The organism is Adhaeribacter swui (assembly GCF_014217805.1).
GTDB classification, from domain to species: Bacteria; Bacteroidota; Bacteroidia; order Cytophagales; family Hymenobacteraceae; genus Adhaeribacter; species Adhaeribacter swui.
Genome location: NZ_CP055156.1, coordinates 4,483,529 through 4,497,819 on the forward strand (window position 1 = coordinate 4,483,529; position 14,291 = coordinate 4,497,819).

Below are 14,291 nucleotides of genomic sequence, written 5' to 3' on the forward strand. Positions count from 1 at the left end.
ATTAAAAATTTTAAAAATAGACTCATGAAAAGAGCCATCACCATTGTAATAGTATTGGTAATAGCTGGATTAATCGTTGTTCGATTATTAAATAATAAAAAAGAAATTTCGTCCAAGAACCAGGTAGTGGATAATAGCAACGTTCGGGTTACCGTGAACGTGGCCCAAGTACAAAGCCGGGTTTCCGAAAGAACTTTGCGCTTGGTAGGTACCGTGGAAGCCAACGAAGTAGTAGACGTTAAAGCCGAAACGCCGGGTAAGTTAACCAGCCTGACTGTGGATTTAGGAGACCGGGTACGCCGCGGCCAAATTATTGCCCGCGTCGATGATCGCACCCGCGCTTTGTCGGTAACCAACGCCTCGCAAGCCTTGAACGATGCCCGCGTAAACCTGGAGCGCTACCGCCGCTTACTCGAAGGGGGCGCTGCCACGCAGGCCCAGTTTGAGCAATACCAAACCGCCTACAACAACGCCGAAATTCAACTGGCGCAAGCCCGCACCGAAGCCTCCAACACGGCCGTGCCGGCTCCCATTAGTGGGCAGGTTACCCAAAAAGCCGTGGAGCAAGGCGCATTCGTAAATATTGGTACTTCCTTGGTAACTATTGTAGATGTATCGAGTTTAAAAGTGCTGCTTAGCGTTTCCGAAAACGATGTGTACGCTTTAAAGCTGGGCGATCCGGTACAAATTACCGCTACCGTTTACCCGGGTGTTACCTATGCCGGTAAAATTTCTTACATCAGTCCGCGCGGCGACGAAGCCCACAACTACCCAGTAGAAGTAACCCTGCAAAACCAGGACAAAAATTCCCTGAAGGCTGGTACTTACGTTGATGTTGCCTTTAACCGCAAAAACCAGGTGGCTACCTTGCAAATACCGCGGTCAGCTTTAGTGGGCAGCGTGCGCGAAGCGCAGGTTTACGTGGTACAGGATAATAAAGCCCAGCTCCGCAATATTACTGTGGGTTCTGATAACGGCGCTTACCTGGAAGTATTGAAAGGTTTACAAGAAGGTGAAACGGTGGTAACTACCGGCCAAATCAACTTAACCAATAATGCCTTGGTAGCGGTAGTGCAATAATGCGCTTACCCAAAATTGCTTTTTTTAAAAAATCAGGAAATTATGTCTATTACCGAAATATCCATCAAAAGGCCTGCTCTGGTAATTGTTATTTTTACCGTGTTAGGCATATTGGGTTCTATTTGCTACACCCAACTCAACTATAACTTATTGCCGGAGTTTGAAGCGCCGGTCGTTTCGGTAGTTACGTTGTACCCGGGAGCCGCCGCCGGCGAGGTAGAAACTTCCGTTACCAAACGCATCGAAGATGCTTTATCGTCTTTAGAAAACCTGGACCGGCTGCAGTCTACTTCATCCGAAGGGGTTTCGATGGTAATTGTACAATTGCTGCAATCCGCCAACGTGGACCAATCGGTGCAGGATGCCCAGCGCAAGGTAAACGCCATTCTGGCCCAATTGCCCGACGAAGTAGAATCGCCCACGCTCAACAAATTCTCTACTTCTGATTTGCCGATTATTCAGTTGGGTATTTCGGGCAACGTGCCGCCCACCGAATTTTTTAAATTAGTAGAAGACCGGATTCAACCGCAACTCGCCAAAGTACAAGGGGTAGGCCAGATTACGCTGGTAGGCGGCGAAGAGCGCGAAATTAAAGTAAACGTTAACCCGGAAAAACTACGGGGCTACGGTTTATCCTTAAACCAGGTAACCCAAGCCATTATTACCGCCAACCAGGATTATCCTACCGGTAAAATCGAAACCACCGAGGAGCAGTACAATATCCGGATGGCCGCTAAGTTTACTTCCCTGGACCAAATCCGGAATTTAATTGTTTTTACAAATCCCAATGGCAGCCAGGTGCGGGTAGGCGACATTGCCGAAGTGCAAAATGGCATTGCCGATTACACTACTTTAAACCGCATTAACGGCCGCGCCAGCATCGGGATGATTATTCAGAAACAAGCCGATGCCAACGCCGTGGATATCAGCGAACGGGTACGGGCCGAAATCGGTAACATCGAGAACATGTACAAAGCCCAGGGAGTTAAATTTAACATTGCCAACGACTCTTCCATCTATACCTTGGCTTCGGCCAACGCCGTAGTGTACGATTTAGCTTTGGCGGTAATTATTGTGGCAGCGGTTATGCTGATTTTCCTGCATAGTTTGCGGAGTTCCCTGATTGTAATGGTAGCTATTCCAGCCTCCATGATTTCTACTTTTATACTCATGTACCTGTTCGATTTTTCGCTAAACCTGATGTCGCTGATGGCGCTGTCGCTGGTAGTGGGTATTCTGGTGGACGACTCGATTGTGGTACTCGAAAATATTTACCGGCACATGGAAATGGGCAAAGATAAACGCACCGCCGCCTTGGAAGGCCGGGAAGAAATTGGGTTTACTGCCATGGCCATTACCCTCGTGGACGTAGTGGTATTCTTGCCGATGTCGCTAGTCCAAGGTTTAATTGGTAATATTTTGCGGGAATTTGCCTTGGTGGTGGTATTTTCTACGCTCATGAGTTTATTTGTTTCGTTTACCATTACGCCCATGCTGGCATCCCGCTTTGGTAAACTCGACCATTTTACCCGCGCTACATTGTGGGGACGCATTTCCTTAGGGTTCGAAGCCGGGTTTACGCGGTTACAGAATACCTATGCCAATATTTTAAGATGGGCCTTAAACCGTCGGAAAACGGTATACTTAATTACTTTTTTACTTTTTGCCGGCTCTATTGCTTTAGTGCCCGCGGGGTTTATTGGCAGTGAGTTTGCCGCCCAAGGTGACCAGGGCGAAATTATTGTGCAACTGGAAATGGAACCTTCGGTAAGCCTCTACCAAAATAACCAAACCACCCGGCAAGTAGAGCAATTGATCATGAAGCACCCGGAAGTGCAGCGGGTAATCAGTAGGGTGGGGTACTCCAGTGCCACCTTTGGGGTAGCCGGTACCAGCAACCGCTCCGAAATGACGGTAATTCTGGTGGATAAGAAGCAACGCAGCATGAGCTCTTCAGAATTTGGCGGTATCATTAAAGAAGAGTTACGGCAAATACCTGGCGTAAAAGCTACCGCCGCCCCAACAGGTATAACGGGTAACGCCAACCAGGCTCCTGTGCAGGTAGTGTTAAAAGGTACCGACATCGATCGGGTGCGCGAAGCGGCGAACATGGTATTAAAGGTAGTGCAAAATGTACCAGGCGCTACGGACGTAGACTTATCCGTGGAAGACCCAAGTCCGGAATTACAGGTGAAATTGGACCGGGACCGTATGGCGGCCTTGGGCCTGAACGTAGGCGATGTAGGCTCAACGCTGCAAACGGCCTTTAACGGTAACGACGTTTCTAAGTACCGCGAAGAGGGTTACGAATATGATATTGTAATCTCCTTGGATAAATTTAATCGTTCCAGCCAGGAAGACGTGCGTAACATTTCTTTCGTGAACAATCAAAATCAAAAAGTTGAACTAAAGCAATTTGCCCAGGTAAGTCAGGAACTAGGAGCCAGCAAACTCGAACGCCGCGACCGGCAAACTTCTATTACGGTTAATGCCCAGGTTATTGGTCGGCCGGTAGGAACTGTGGGTGCCGATATCCAGGAGGCTATGGCCAGTAAAAAACTGCCCGATGGGGTGACGCTGTCCTATGGCGGTTCGCTGGAGCAGCAATCCGACGCTTTTGGTAGTTTAGGTCTGGCCTTAATTATTGCGATTGTTTTTGTTTACCTGATTATGGTGGCCTTGTACGATTCCTTTGTTTATCCGTTTATTGTGTTGTTCTCGTTGCCGGTGGCGCTAATCGGGGCTTTGCTGGCCTTGGCTTTATCCCTGGAAAACTTAAGTATTTTCTCCATTATTGGTTTGATTATGCTCATGGGTTTGGTAGCGAAAAACGCAATTTTACTCGTGGACTTTACCAATCACTTAAAAGCTCAAGGTATGGAGGTACGCGAAGCTTTAATAGAAGCCGGCCGGGAGCGGTTACGCCCAATTTTAATGACCACCTTGGCCATGGTGTTCGGGATGCTGCCCATTGCGTTGGCCAAAGGGGCCGGCGCTGAAACTAAAAATGGCCTGGCCTGGGTAATTATTGGTGGGTTAACAAGTTCTTTATTATTAACCTTGGTGTTGGTGCCATCCATTTACTTTACCGTTGATAAAGCTATAGCTAAGCTAAGAAAACGGTTCGGCAAAAAAGAAGAAGGATTGGGAGCGCCATCGCTGGGTATGCAAAGTTAGAGCTGTACTTTAAAGTTAATACGCTTTTAAATAAGCTTAGTGTATCTATATAGCACGCTCAGATTTTAAATTTTTAAAAATTTTTATTTTTCAGTTTAATACCAGGCAAACCCGGTAGGTTTCCCAAACCTACCGGGTTTATTTATAGTATTTTATTTTGGGTTCTTTTTAGGCGTCAGGTAAAACAATACTACCGCTCTTTAACTGTTTTACGGAGTTAAAATAAACCTTTAATTTTTTTTGCTTGTTAATTTTATTACATTAAGTTCTTAAAAACAGTGAGTTAGTGGCTGCTTCTATGTTAAAACTTAATTTTCTGCCAAAAGTGAAATTAGTTTTAACCAAGTACGTTTTTTTTCGTCTTAACAACTGGATGGAAGCTCTACCGTCCGTCTAGTTTAGCTATTCTTTTCTTAATTTTAATGATTACCTGTTGCACGTTTTCATTGCCCTTGCCCAGCTTAGGTCATAGTTTGCTATTGCTTTGATTCGGGTTAGGGAGAATTTTTGATTTTCGTTTCAACCACTCTTAAACCCTTTCATTATGATTTACTTTTTCCAAAAAAAATCATTTAAGCTACTTATTTTTAGTTGTTTCCTGCTCTTGTTAGCTGGGCTTGGCGTTGCACGGGCGCAAACCAAGCCAGATGCTAAAATGGCGGCTACCCACCCTTTAGCTAAAATTGGTTCGGAGTTAGCAGAACTGCATCTGAACTACCAGACGGGTGTCCGTGCTATTCCAAAAAAAGGACCGGGTAATCTCACCAAAAAAAGCTTCTTGCAAGTCCAGGACGGATACGTGGTAATTGAAGCGGTAGCTGAGCCAGAGCAAACTGCCCAACTACTCCGGGATTTGCAGGCCTTGGGCTTGGTGCAGGGAGCTGTTTACGGACGCATGGTGTCGGGTAAAATGCCGATCCGGAATTTAAACAAGGTAGCGGCCTTAACGAACCTGCATTTTGCCCGGCCGGGCTATAAGCCCATCCACCGGACCGGCGAAGTAAACAGCCAGGGCGATGTTGCCATGTACGCCGATTCGGCCCGGAAATACCAGGTAATTAAAGGCAAAAACAACAAAATCGGGGTATTGTCGGATAGCTATAATAGCCAGGGGGGAGCAGATAAAGGCGTGAAAGCAGGAGAGTTGCCCGGTAAAGGCAATCCCAACGGTTATTCTACGCCGGTGCAGGTGCTACAAGATGCTGATGAAAATTCTTATAGCGACGAAGGGCGGGGCATGCTGGAGATTATTCATGATGTAGCGCCAGCGGCGGAGCTGGCTTTTCATACAGCTTTTGCCGGCCAGGCCAACTTTGCCCAGGGTATTCTGGATTTGCAAAAAGCCGGTTGTAACATCATCACCGACGATGTAAGTTATTTTGCCGAACCCATGTTTCAGGATGGCATTATTGCCCAGGCCGTAGATGAAGTAACTAAAAAGAACGTGGCTTACTTTAGCTCGGCGGGTAATAATGGGAAGCAGTCGTATCAGGCAAAATTTAAAAATTCCGGTAAATACATTGTGGCAAACGGAAGAAATTACGGCGTAGCCCACGACTTTGGCAAGGGCGACATTAAGCAACGCATTGTTCTTCCGGCCGGGGGCAGTATTACTTTGCCGGTACAGTGGTCCGATCCGTTTTTCTCGGTGAGTGGGGTGCCCGGCGCCCAAACCGATTTAGATGTTTTGGTTTTTTACAAAGGCGAGCTGATTAATGAATTTTCTTCGCTGGAGAGAAGCGCCGGCAACGATCCTTTTGAATTTATAGGGCTCTCTACCGATACCACAAGTTCAGAAGAAATTGAAATTGCCATTGTAAAAGTAAGCGGGCCAGATCCCATGTATATAAAATGGGTTGATTTTGGCAATGGCCAACCCCAGGAACATGTTACCAATAGCCCTACCATTTATGGGCATAGCAATGCCACCGGTGCGGTAAGTACCGGAGCGGTATTCTGGGGCGATACGCCGGCGTATGGTTCAGCTAAACCTCTTTTGGAAGATTTTTCTTCGATGGGCGGCACCCCGATTTTGTTTGATAAAGATGGCAAACAAATAAAAGAAGTAGTCCGGCCTAAACCCGAAATTTCGGCACCGGATGGTGGTAATACCTCGTTCTTTGGTCAACTTTTCCAGGGCAAATATTATTTCTTTGGAACTTCGGCGGCGGCCCCGCACGCGGCAGCCGTAGCAGCTTTAATGCAAGAATCAGCCGGCAATAATCTAGACCGTAACGAAATACTGGAAACCATGCAGAAAACCGCCATCGACATGGACGAACCAGGTTTTGACTATAACACCGGATACGGTTTTTTAAATGCTTTTGACGCGATAAATGCCGTGGCGAAGCCCGGCACCCGGTCTTTTGCTTTGATTAATGCCGCTAACAACAAAGAAATCCAAGCTATTTACGACGGAACGGTGGTTAATCTTACCCGGCTGCCTGGCAAAAAGGTACGCTTTCAGGCTATGGTTGGCCCGCGGCAGGTGGGCAGCGTAATACTGGAGCTGAACGGCAGCAAAATTACCGAAAACAAAATGCCATATGAATTTCCGAATTCGGCTAGTGAAGGATTTGAGTTAAAAGCCGGGGAATATACTTTAACCGCCACGCCGTACAGCAAAGCCAACGGACAAGGCGAAAAAGGAGTGCCGCTTACCATTAAATTTAAAGTAGTTGAAGAAGAAATTGTACGCTTTGATTTAGTGAATGTAACTACCGGAAAAGTAATTAAAACTTTAAACAATGGCGATATTCTGTACTTGCCCGAGTTGCCCGATAAACTTAATATCCGAGCCGTTACCAATCCTGCCCAGGTGGGTAGCGTGCAGTTTAATTTAAACGGCGTAGTTACCACCGAAAATAAAGTGCCTTACGATTTGGCCGGCACTAACACCAACACGGGTATTAATTTCAGCACGTCCTTATATTCGCTGCTTGCCACTACGTACCCCGATGCAGCGGCCCAGGGCAAAGCCGGTTCCAACAAAGTTATTTTCTTTGCTGCCACCAACAGCAAGCTGGATGTACCCCTTTTGGCCGAAAAGCTGAAAGGCAAAAGCGAGTTAAAGGTGTTCCCGAATCCTTTTTCCCAGAAAGCCAAAATAAAGTTTACCGTGGCCGAATCCAGTCAAACTTCGCTGGTTATTTATAACGTAAACGGGGTGCCGGTTACTACTTTATTTAACGGTAATGCCGAAGCCGGTAAGCAATACGAATTAGAACTGGATGGCAACAAATTGCCAGGTGGATTGTATTTCAGTCGCTTAATTACCAACTCGGGAGTAGTGCACCAAACTTTAAAACTGAATAAGTAATGCCATAAAATACCTGGTTCGGTTGGCGTTCATACAATCCAACGCGGACCAGGTATTATATCGCTATGCCTTCTTCGAGTTTAACGCTGTGAAAAGTTGGAGCTCTTGCATTTATAAGTTCCAGACAGCTTAAGCTGGCAGCAATGCAAGGTATATTGAATGGGTAGTAAGGTTATGGTTTCAGATAATCAACTTAGTTTTAAGCCAAATCTGAAACACATTCCTATTTTTCCGGAATTTAAAATTTTAAAAATTTAGGCTGCTGCAAACTTTGTAACCCAGGCATCCGGAAAGAGGTACTGAAACGAATGAAAATTATATTTCCTAAGTTTGATAAGTGGGGGATGCCCCTGGTGGGTTTGGCGGCGGCGGTGTATTTTATAATGGAAGCCCGAAAACCCCTGCGCCCCAGAACCCGCCCTAAACCAGAAAGGCTGCTGATTAACGGCAGTGTGGCCGCAGCGGCTTTGCCGGCCTTGCGCCTGTTGCTGGTGCCGGGCATGTACGCCGCCGGCCGGTGGGCCGAAAAACAGAATTTTGGTTTATTGGCCTGGCTGAGGCTACCTACCTGGTTGCGTTACGCAATAGGTTTTTTGCTACTCGATTACACAAATTACTTGTGGCACGTACTGCTGCACAAATCCGATGTGTTGTGGCGCTTTCATCAGGTACATCATAGCGATCTGGACTTAGACCTGTCTACGGCTTGGCGGTTTCACATCGGGGAAAACATTGCGTCGGTACCTTACCGAGGGGCGGCTATTGCGCTAATGGGGGCGCCTTCTTCGTTGGTTTTATTTTACGAAGTTATTTTTGAAGCTTGTACTGCCTTTCATCATGCTAACTGGCAATTGCCGTACCCAGTAGAGCGACGTTTAAATCAAGTGCTGGTGACTCCGCGTATGCACGGCATTCATCATTCCATTGTGGCTCAGGAAACCAACAGCAATTTTTCGGTAATATTTTCGTGGTGGGACCGGCTGCACCAATCCTTGCGGTTAAATGTGCCTCAGCAGAAAGTAGTTATTGGCGTACCCGCCTACCGCGATCCCAAAGAACAAACGCCCAAAAAGCTGTTTTGGCTGCCCTTTACTGCCATACGGCCCTGGCAATTACCGGATGGTACCGTGCCGGAGCGGGACGAAAAAACAAAATACTCATCCACGCACCTGTGTCCATAATAATTTGCAGATAACTTATTTTAAAAACAGCCAGTTTAATTAACTGGCTGTTTTTTTATTAAAAAAGGTAATCCAGATTTTAATTTTTTAAAAAATTCAGTTTTAGCTAAGCTTAACAATAATCAGTTTACCTCAAAACTTCCGGAAAAAGACCTGAGCAAACCCCGCACTAAGGTAGAGCTGGCGTAAAACCGGGTTTCTTTAAAGTAAAAATAAACGTAGCGCCTTGCCCGACTTCCGATTCCACCCGGATGGTGCCGCCGGAGCGTTCAATTATTTTTTTTACGGTAGCCAGGCCGATGCCATTGCCTCTTTCGCCGTATTGGTCTTTTTGGAGCAGCGTTTCAAAAATCCGGAAAATGCGTTCGTGGTTTTTGGGCGCAATGCCCGGGCCGTTATCTTTCACGTAAAACAGATATTCTTCTTCTTGCTCAGTTACGCCAATCTCTATTTCGGCCATTTTTTTGTTGTTGTATTTAATGGCGTTAGCTACCAGGTTTACCAGTATCTGTTGCAATATGGCTTTGTTGGTATACACCGCGTCTACCTCAGAATAAAAGCGTATCTGGCTGTTTTTGTTGCCCCGGAACAAACAGGTAATATCTTGTTGCAAGTCCGATAATTTAATTTCTACCTGGTTGCCGTTAAATAACTGATCGGAGCGGCTGTAGGCGAGCAGGCCCTCAATTAAATCTTTTAGCTTCGTAGATGAGGCTTTAATGTAATTTAAAATTTCTTTTACTTCTTCCCGGATATCTTGCTCGTACTGACTTTCGATTAAGTCAATCAGCGAAGAAATGTTGTACAACGGCGATTTCAGGTCGTGAGCCGCCAAAACGGCAAATTGCTCCAGGTTGGCATTTTTCTCTTGCAAGCGGGCTTCTGCTTTTTCCAGTTGTATTTTCTTCTTCCGCAGTTCCATTAAGTTCATGGCTTGTTTGGAAAGCGCTTTCAGGGAGGTAATTTGCTCGGGGCTCAGCAATTTAGGTTTTTCGTCGATTACGCACAGCGACCCTAAGGGATAACCGGCCTCGCTAACCAAAGGAACACCCGCGTAAAAAACAATATTGGGGGAGCCGTTAACTAAAGGATTATCCTGAAAACGCGTATCGGCGCGGGCATCTTCCACGATTAAAACATCGTTTGGTTGATTAATGGCGTGGGCACAAAAAGAAAATTCGCGCGGGGTTTCGTCTGCCGTAAAATTGTGTTTGGCTTTAAACCATTGACGATCATTATCTATCAGCGAAATCAGGGAAATGCTGGTGCCACAAATTTGGGAAGCAATGGTAGTTAGGTTATCAAAATCTTCTTCCGAGAAAGAATCCAGAATTGAATAAGAATGTAAATCTTGTATTCTTTCCTGCTCGAGTACAGGATTTTCTAAAAAATTCATAGTTTGTTTCATAGTAGGCACTAAAAAGCTTCGTGAAAATCATCTTTGTGGGTAAAGGTGTTGCGAACATACTGGCTTTTTAGATATTATAGTTCAGGGTTTTTCTAATACTTTCCCGCCGCTAAAATAAATTTTGTCGGGTATTTCAACAAAAATGCGAACCAAGTATACACAAGGCTTCGCATAACTATTTTATTTTTGGTATTAAACTAATTAATTGGTTAAAGGTTTAAACCAAGAAAAATTAGTTTTTTTAAGCTGCACAGTGGAAGGTAGTAAGTAGTTAGGTTTTAGTATCAGGTAGCACGTAGCAGGTAGCAAGTATCAGGTAGCAGGTGTATTTTTTTAAATTTGATTTTAGAATTAACCATTTCCACTTATAAAATCCCGCCAGCTACAAGCTGGCGGCAATGCATTTGGAATGAGTAATAATGCAAGGTCTTCTCGCAAGCAGCTTAGTTTTTGAGGGAATTACCAAATAGCTTCGTTGGTTTAAAACAGCAACCCAACTTACTTTTTTTAAAAAATCTACGTAACAGCTAATAGCATTTATAAACGCAGGAATAAAATCCGGGTAAACTATTCCGGTGAGTTTAAGGTTTGCAACGAACGGGTAAAAAAATGATGGTATTTTATTTTCTTCTGATATCGCTTTTTACTTTTTTGCTCTCCACCCAATTTCCGGAGCAGCCGCCTGCGCCTGCAACAAAACCAACTGCAATTGAATCAACCGCAACCGAGGCCGACTTCTTGCTGAAAAACGGGAAAATAGTGGACGGCACCGGCAATTCGTGGTACTACGGCGATGTGGCCGTGCTCGGTGACCGGATTATGGCGGTGGGTACTTCGTTAGATATTCCGGCTAAAAAAGTAATTGACGTAAAAAAGAAAGTAATTGCGCCCGGTTTTATTGATGTGCATACCCACATTGAAGGCGACGAAAAAGCCAGTCCTAAAGCCGAGAACTTTATTTACGATGGGGTAACCTCTATCATTACCGGTAACTGCGGTATTTCCCGCACCGACATTGGTCAGTATTACCGCTACATCGATAGTTTACGCGTATCGGTAAATATCGGCAGTTTTATCGGGCACAACGATGTGCGCAAAGCCGTGATGCAAATGGCGAACCGCCGCCCAACCGCCGAAGAATTATCCAGAATGGAAAACCTGGTGGCGCAAGCCATGCGCGATGGGGCTAACGGTTTTTCGACGGGCTTAATTTATACGCCGGGCACTTACGCCGGCACCGCCGAAGTGGTTGCCTTGGCTAAAGCTGCTGCCAAACACCAGGGCGTGTACACGTCGCACATCCGCAACGAAACCAACAAAATTTTTGAAGCGATTGATGAAGCCTTAAACGTAGGTCGAAAAACCGGCATGCCCGTGCAGGTGTCGCATTTTAAAATTGGCAAACCCAACTGGAACCGCTCTAATGAAACCTTGGCCATGATTAAAAAAGCCCGGGAAGAAGGTCTGGAAGTAACAATCGATCAATATCCGTATACGGCCAGCAGCACTACCATTTATACCTTAATTCCAGCGTGGGCTTTGGCCGGCGGCCAGGACAGTATTAGTTACCGTTTTCATCAACCAGCTATCCGGAAAAAAATAATTGCCGAAATGGTGAGCGATATGAAACGCCGCCAACGCCCCGATTTTAGTTACTGCGTAGTAGCGCAATTTTTACCCAAACCCGCTTACAACGGCAAAAATATTTCGGAAATAAATGCCTTGCTCCACCGCTCCAAAACTATTCCGGCCGAGATAGAAACTATTCTGGATTTAGCTGAGCAATCGAGCGCGCAAATGGTATTTCACAGCATGAACGAGGCCGATGTGGAATACATTATGCAGTACCCGTTTACCATGGTTACTTCGGATGGAGGAATCCGGGAGTTTGGGGTGGGGGTGCCGCACCCGCGGAGTTACGGTACCAACGCTCGGGTATTAAGCCACTACGTGCGCGACCGCAAAATTATTATGTTGGAAGATGCCATCCGGCGCATGACCTCGCTGCCCGCGCAAAAATTTGCTTTACAAGACCGCGGCCTGCTCCGCAAAGGGATGATGGCTGACATAGTGGTGTTCGACCCCAATACCATTCAGGATTTAAGTACGTTTACCAAGCCTCACGCGTACACCAAAGGAGTGGAATACGTGCTGGTAAACGGCCAACTCACCCTCGCCGAAGGAAAACACACCGGTGTGCGCAATGGGGACATTTTGTATGGCCCAGGCTACCAACCTAACCCTTTATATTAAAGCTAAAAATCAATTTTTTTAAAAAATCCTCTTTTCTGCCTAACACAAATGCCCGCAGGTTTCCTTATTTTTGGTGCATAATCAGCCGAACCATTTTTTAAGCTTCCAATTAAATCGTATCAAATCGAATTAAAAAGTTAACATAGATTTTGCTTGAAAGTAAGTGTTTCTTTTGGAGCCGGCTCCCATCTTATTTGTACGGGCTGAGTTTGCCTCATGGCCACTGACACCAGTTTGGCTGTTGAGGGCCTTTTAGCGTTCCGGTGCCGACGCAGGAGGCATGGCGCAGTGCAACGAGCCAAGTTTCGCTAAACCGCCCGAAAGAGCCAAACGAGGCCTGCCGGCCACGAGGCAAAACTTGAAGCCAGCAAATTAGATAGCACCATAGCCTGGAGGCTGGAACAGGCTCCAAAGAACTACAGCAAAGTCCACCATAGCAACTACTTCTTACTATTGGTTAATAATTCGGTTTTCGCCGGAAAAAAATCAGGGAAATATAAAAGCAACTACATCTAAATTTACTAATAAGCCGTATTGGAGGCAGATAACCGCCTGCTACTTAGAGCAGAAAATAAAATAAAGCCTCATGAAGCCACGTGTTTTTATTTACAACTGCTGTATTGTATTCGCTATTATCCTAAGCGCCTGTTCAAATAACCAGAAAACCGAACAACAAAGCCAGGAAAGTACTTCGCCGGCCGAATCTGCCCAAACCACAAATGCCGAAGTTAACGATAGTGCCAACGCCAAAAAAGAAGAGCCGGAACCGGAAGGAAGCCCGGAAAAGCAAAAAGTAGAACGCATGGCGGAGTATACCACCAGCCGCAAATACGTTTCGTTTTCGGCGCAGGATTTTAACGCTTGGAAAAAAGCTGTTCCAGAAATCCAGAATATTAAAGTTACCTCCAGCAAAGACAAAAAACAGGAACCCGCTTTATTTTTTAACTCCGGTAGCGATAAAAAAAAGCCGCTGTTGGTAGTGCTGCACAGTTGGAGCGACGAGTATTTACAACAGGCTAGCATTCCGTTTTGCTTGTGGGCCAAAAAGTACGATTGGGTATTTATTCAGCCTAATTACCGGGGCATTTTTCAAACACCGGAAGCCATGGGTTCAGAATTGGCCATTCAGGATATTGTGGATGCGGTAAATTACGCCAAGAAAAACGCCAACGTAGATGCCAGCCGGGTGTACGTTACGGGCGCTTCGGGGGGCGGAATGGGTTCTTTACTGGCGGCCAGCCACCATCCCGAAATTTGGGCCGGGGTAGCGGCCTGGGTACCCGTGGTAGATATTTATAGCTGGTTTAAATACAACGCCAAATTCCCGAGCCGCAAATACCGCCAACAAATTATAGCGGCGGCAGGCGGCGACCCCACCCAAGATAAAAAAGCGGAGGAAGAAACTAAAAAGCGCAGTGCCATCAGTCATTTAAACCAGAAAATTGATATGCCTATTTACATTGCCCACGGCATTAAAGATATATTGGTGCCCCCGGACCATTCGTTGCGGGCGTATAATTTACTGGCCGACGAAAAAGACCGGTTAACCGAAGAACAGATTAACTACATCGTAAAAAATAAAGCCGTACCAAAAGATTTAAAAAGCACCGACACCGAATCGTATTTTGGTTCTGCGGACCCTAAAGTGCACCTGGTAAAAAAATCGGCTAACGTAACGCTGGTGTTATTTGAAGGCGTGCACGACCTGGTATATAATCCTACTTTGCTGTGGCTCAACGAGCAACAAAAACGCTGATGAATGGTTAACATAGTGGTACACTGGTACGGTGAAACATAAAATTTGAAAAATTAAAAAATGGTAATTGCCCGAATAGGTAAAGAGAAGTTGTTAAGCCTGCCGGTACGGGTATTT

The 14,291-nt window shown here is 45.8% G+C and carries 7 protein-coding genes; 6 read left to right on the top strand and 1 reads right to left on the bottom strand.

Going from position 1 to position 14,291, the window contains the following annotated elements:
* Positions 1-24: 24 nt before the first annotated feature.
* The 4 genes from HUW51_RS18770 (at position 25) to HUW51_RS18785 (ending at position 8,757) form a co-directional block, all read left to right on the top strand.
* Positions 25-1,080, top strand: coding sequence for an efflux RND transporter periplasmic adaptor subunit (locus HUW51_RS18770; RefSeq protein WP_185271167.1), 1,056 nt, complete (start codon positions 25-27; stop codon positions 1,078-1,080).
* Between the two features lie 42 nt (positions 1,081-1,122).
* Complete coding sequence (locus HUW51_RS18775; protein ID WP_185271168.1) at positions 1,123-4,257, top strand: efflux RND transporter permease subunit; 3,135 nt, start codon at positions 1,123-1,125, stop codon at positions 4,255-4,257.
* Between the two features lie 544 nt (positions 4,258-4,801).
* Positions 4,802-7,576, top strand: a complete 2,775-nt coding sequence (locus HUW51_RS18780) for a S8 family serine peptidase (protein WP_185271169.1) — start codon at positions 4,802-4,804, stop codon at positions 7,574-7,576.
* 308 nt (positions 7,577-7,884) lie between these two features.
* Positions 7,885-8,757, top strand: coding sequence for a sterol desaturase family protein (locus tag HUW51_RS18785; protein WP_185271170.1), 873 nt, complete (start codon positions 7,885-7,887; stop codon positions 8,755-8,757).
* A gap of 169 nt (positions 8,758-8,926) precedes the next feature.
* Here HUW51_RS18785 and HUW51_RS18790 read toward each other — a convergent pair whose 3' ends face one another.
* Positions 8,927-10,153 carry a sensor histidine kinase gene (locus tag HUW51_RS18790; RefSeq protein WP_185271171.1) on the bottom strand — a complete coding sequence of 409 codons (1,227 nt, stop codon included), beginning with the start codon at positions 10,151-10,153 and terminating at the stop codon, positions 8,927-8,929.
* Between the two features lie 621 nt (positions 10,154-10,774).
* Between HUW51_RS18790 and HUW51_RS18795 the strand changes: the two genes are divergently transcribed.
* Together HUW51_RS18795 and HUW51_RS18800 are read left to right on the top strand one after the other, a co-directional pair.
* Positions 10,775-12,418, top strand: a complete 1,644-nt coding sequence (locus tag HUW51_RS18795; protein WP_228466734.1) for an N-acyl-D-amino-acid deacylase family protein — start codon at positions 10,775-10,777, stop codon at positions 12,416-12,418.
* Between the two features lie 586 nt (positions 12,419-13,004).
* The gene (locus HUW51_RS18800) at positions 13,005-14,174 is read left to right on the top strand and encodes an alpha/beta hydrolase family protein (protein WP_185271172.1); all 1,170 of its coding nucleotides are present in this window, start codon (positions 13,005-13,007) and stop codon (positions 14,172-14,174) included.
* Positions 14,175-14,291: the final 117 nt, after the last annotated feature.

Excerpts from the sequence above, each read along its gene's own strand:
- HUW51_RS18800 (WP_185271172.1), top strand. The coding sequence starts at position 13,005 with ATGAAGCCACGTGTTTTTATTTACAACTGCTGTATTGTATTCGCTATT.
- HUW51_RS18780 (WP_185271169.1), top strand. The coding sequence starts at position 4,802 with ATGATTTACTTTTTCCAAAAAAAATCATTTAAGCTACTTATTTTTAGT.
- HUW51_RS18790 (WP_185271171.1), bottom strand. The coding sequence starts at position 10,153 with ATGAATTTTTTAGAAAATCCTGTACTCGAGCAGGAAAGAATACAAGAT.
- HUW51_RS18770 (WP_185271167.1), top strand. The coding sequence starts at position 25 with ATGAAAAGAGCCATCACCATTGTAATAGTATTGGTAATAGCTGGATTA.
- HUW51_RS18775 (WP_185271168.1), top strand. The coding sequence starts at position 1,123 with ATGTCTATTACCGAAATATCCATCAAAAGGCCTGCTCTGGTAATTGTT.
- HUW51_RS18795 (WP_228466734.1), top strand. The coding sequence starts at position 10,775 with ATGATGGTATTTTATTTTCTTCTGATATCGCTTTTTACTTTTTTGCTC.
- HUW51_RS18785 (WP_185271170.1), top strand. The coding sequence starts at position 7,885 with ATGAAAATTATATTTCCTAAGTTTGATAAGTGGGGGATGCCCCTGGTG.